Raw genomic sequence first — 2,809 nt, 5'->3', positions numbered from 1 at the left:
GTAACCGGCCGATTGTTACCGCCTGCCTTGGGTCGGGCTGATGGCCTAAGAGACGTGCATAGCGACGTCGTTAATGACGTCTCTCATGCGCGGAGGGGTTATGCGGGGCGAAATTCTGGGGATTGAACGGCGTCGCCGCTGGGATGATGACGAAAAGCTGGCGATGGTGAGTGCAGTCGGTGTGGGCGGTGCGACGGTGACGCAGGTCGCGCAGCGCCACGATGTGACCCGGCAACAGATTTATGCCTGGCGTCATGAGCTGAAGCGGAAAGGCCTCTGGTCCCCGGACGCAGGGGCGCTGTTTCTGCCAGTTGACGTGCCATCCGTTCCGGATCTGCCCGCCGTGACCAATCCTGCGCCTGCTGTCTGGATCGAGCTTCGTCTGGCGAAGGGGCGCATGCTGCGGTTCGAGAGTGCCATTGACGACACGGCGCTGACGCGATTGATCCGCGCGGTGGATGGCGCATGATCGGGCCGGGCACCGGTGTTCGGGTCTATCTTGCCTGCGGCGCGACTGACATGCGCAAGGGAATCGCAGGTCTGGCGGCGCTGGCGCAGGATGTGCTGCGCCAGAAGCCGACGGGCGGCGCGGTGTTTGCGTTTCGGGGTCGCAAAGGCGACCGGTTAAAGCTTCTCTATTGGGATGGCCAGGGATTTTGCCTGTATTACAAGGTGCTCCAGCGCGGGCGTTTTCCTTGGCCCAACACTTCCTCCGGGGCTACGCGCCTGACCTCGGCGCAGCTGGCCATGCTCTGGGAAGGGATCGACTGGCGCAGGCCGGATTGGGGCGCACCACCGGCAAGGGTGGGATGATTTATCTACCTGAAATGCCTTGTTTTTATGGCATGTTCTGCTGATTTATGGTAGTCAGCGGCATGTCGAGTGATGCCGCAATCCTGCCCGAAGACCCCGCGCTTTTGAAGGCGATGATCGCTTCCCTTCAGGCAGAGAATGCGCGGATGTCGGCGACAATCCGGGCCCACGATCAGTTGATCCAGACCCTGCGGCTGCGCATCGCAAAACTGAAGAAGCAGGCTTTCGGCAAATCCTCGGAGAAGGTCGAGCGCGAGATTGAACAGTTGGAACTCGCGCTGGAAGACCTGCTGATCGCAACGGCTGAGAGCACCACTGCTTCTGCGGAGGCTACCGACGGTGATGCGCCTGCATCCGCCAACGATGAGACCGCTGAACGCAAATCCCGCCGTCGTCCCCGTGTGTCTGACACCACGCCGCGCGAGCGCCGCGAGCTTGACCCCGGGACCTGCTGTCCGGATTGCGGTGGCGACCTGCGTCTTGTGGGCGAAGATGTCAGCGAGATGCTCGATCTGGTCGCGGCGCAACTCAAGGTCTTGCAGATCGCACGGCTTAAGAAGTCCTGCCGCCGCTGCGAGCGTATGGTGCAGGAACCCGCACCCAGCAGACCCATCCCTGGCAGCATGGCAAGCGCTGCGCTGTTGGCCTTCATTCTGGTCTCGAAGTTCGACGATCATATCCCGCTCTATCGCCAGAACGAAATCTTCGCGCGCATGGGCGCGGATATTCCCGACAGCACGCTGGTCGACTGGTGCGGGCGCGCGATGAAGGTGCTGGCCCCGCTGATCGAGAGGATCGAGGCAGATGTCATGGCCAGTGATCTGCTCCACGCCGACGACACCCCGATCCGCGTTCTGGACAAATCCTTGCGTGACAGGGGCCTGGGCAAGGGCGTGAAGAAGGGTCGGATCTGGGCCTATGTTCGCGACCAGCGGCCTTGGGCGGGTGCCTCGCCCCCGAGCGCGGTCTACACTTTTGCGCCGGATTGGAAAGAAGAACACGTCCATCACCATCTGGCCAAGACCCGCGGCATCCTGCAAGCTGATGCCTACAAGGGCTATGCCAAGCTCTATGCTCCGGACGCTGATGGAACGCCCCGGCTGCGTGAGGCGGCGTGTTGGGCGCACCTGCGGCGTGATTTCCACGATGAGTGGAGCAAAACCAAATCTACCATCGCCCGCGAGGCGCTGGACCGTATCGGTGCGATCTATGATATCGAGCGCGAAATCACCGGTCAGTCCGCCGACATCCGCCTTGCGGCTCGCCAGAAACACAGCGCCCCGAAGGTCGATGCCTTCTTCGCCTGGGCCGAGAGCCAGCTGGCACTGATCCCCGGCAAGGGTGATCTGGCCAAGGCCTTCCGCTATGGGCTCAGCCGACGCGCCGCATTCAGCCTGTTCCTCGAAGACGGGCGGGTTGCCATTGATAACAATCCGGCCGAGCGCGCCCTCAGACCTATTGGAATCGGAAGAAAGAATTGGCTATTCGCCGGGGCAGATACCGGTGCGGAGACCCTCGCGCGTGCCATGACCATCGTTGAGACTGCCAAGATGAACGGCCTCGATCCGCAGGCCTATCTGGCTGACATTCTGACCCGCATCCACGATCACAAGATCAATCGCCTCGATGAGTTGCTGCCATGGAATTGGTCGCCCCGCGCAGTTCTAAATGCTGAGGCTGCCTGATGGCCGCCATCACCCACATCTGCTCCCTCGAATACGCCGCCAAAATGATGGACGAAGATCTGGAGCTTCTCGAAGCCATCGTCTGCAATGACGATAACCTGACCTATGGCTCGATCATCACCGTCCAAACTGGGCCGGAGGAGGCCATCACCGCACTGACCGACTACGGCATCGAGGAACTGACAGACATGCTCAGGGATGCCCGCATAACAAGCGAAAGATGGCACGAATTCCTCGACGACTTCGTCAACGGCACAGAACTCGTCGCCCGTATCAAGGCCCAATCACCGCGGTAACAACCGGCCGGTTAC

General features: G+C 61.3%; 4 protein-coding genes. All 4 read left to right on the top strand.

The window, feature by feature from the left end; translation table 11 throughout:
* The first annotated feature begins 100 nt into the window (after nt 1-100).
* Nucleotides 101-469 carry an IS66-like element accessory protein TnpA gene (tnpA, locus tag N5I32_RS21175; protein WP_261497892.1) on the top strand — a complete coding sequence of 123 codons (369 nt, stop codon included), beginning with the start codon at nt 101-103 and terminating at the stop codon, nt 467-469.
* Nucleotides 466-813, top strand: a complete 348-nt coding sequence (gene tnpB, locus N5I32_RS21170) for an IS66 family insertion sequence element accessory protein TnpB (protein WP_261497891.1) — start codon at nt 466-468, stop codon at nt 811-813. Before tnpA ends, tnpB begins: the two co-directional genes overlap by 4 nt.
* Before the next feature lie 62 nt (nt 814-875).
* Entirely contained in the window at nt 876-2,498 is a 1,623-nt protein-coding gene (gene tnpC, locus N5I32_RS21165) for an IS66 family transposase (RefSeq protein WP_261497890.1), read from the top strand.
* Nucleotides 2,498-2,794, top strand: coding sequence for a hypothetical protein (locus N5I32_RS21160; RefSeq protein ID WP_261497889.1), 297 nt, complete (start codon nt 2,498-2,500; stop codon nt 2,792-2,794). The genes tnpC and N5I32_RS21160 overlap by 1 nt, the downstream gene beginning before the upstream one ends.
* The last annotated feature ends 15 nt before the right edge of the window (nt 2,795-2,809 follow it).

It is taken from the genome of Albidovulum sediminis, assembly GCF_025380365.1.
Taxonomy (GTDB): Bacteria; Pseudomonadota; Alphaproteobacteria; order Rhodobacterales; family Rhodobacteraceae; genus Albidovulum; species Albidovulum sediminis.
The sequence above is the reverse complement of the archived record's forward strand: the minus strand, read 5'-3'. Positions and strand labels throughout refer to the sequence as shown.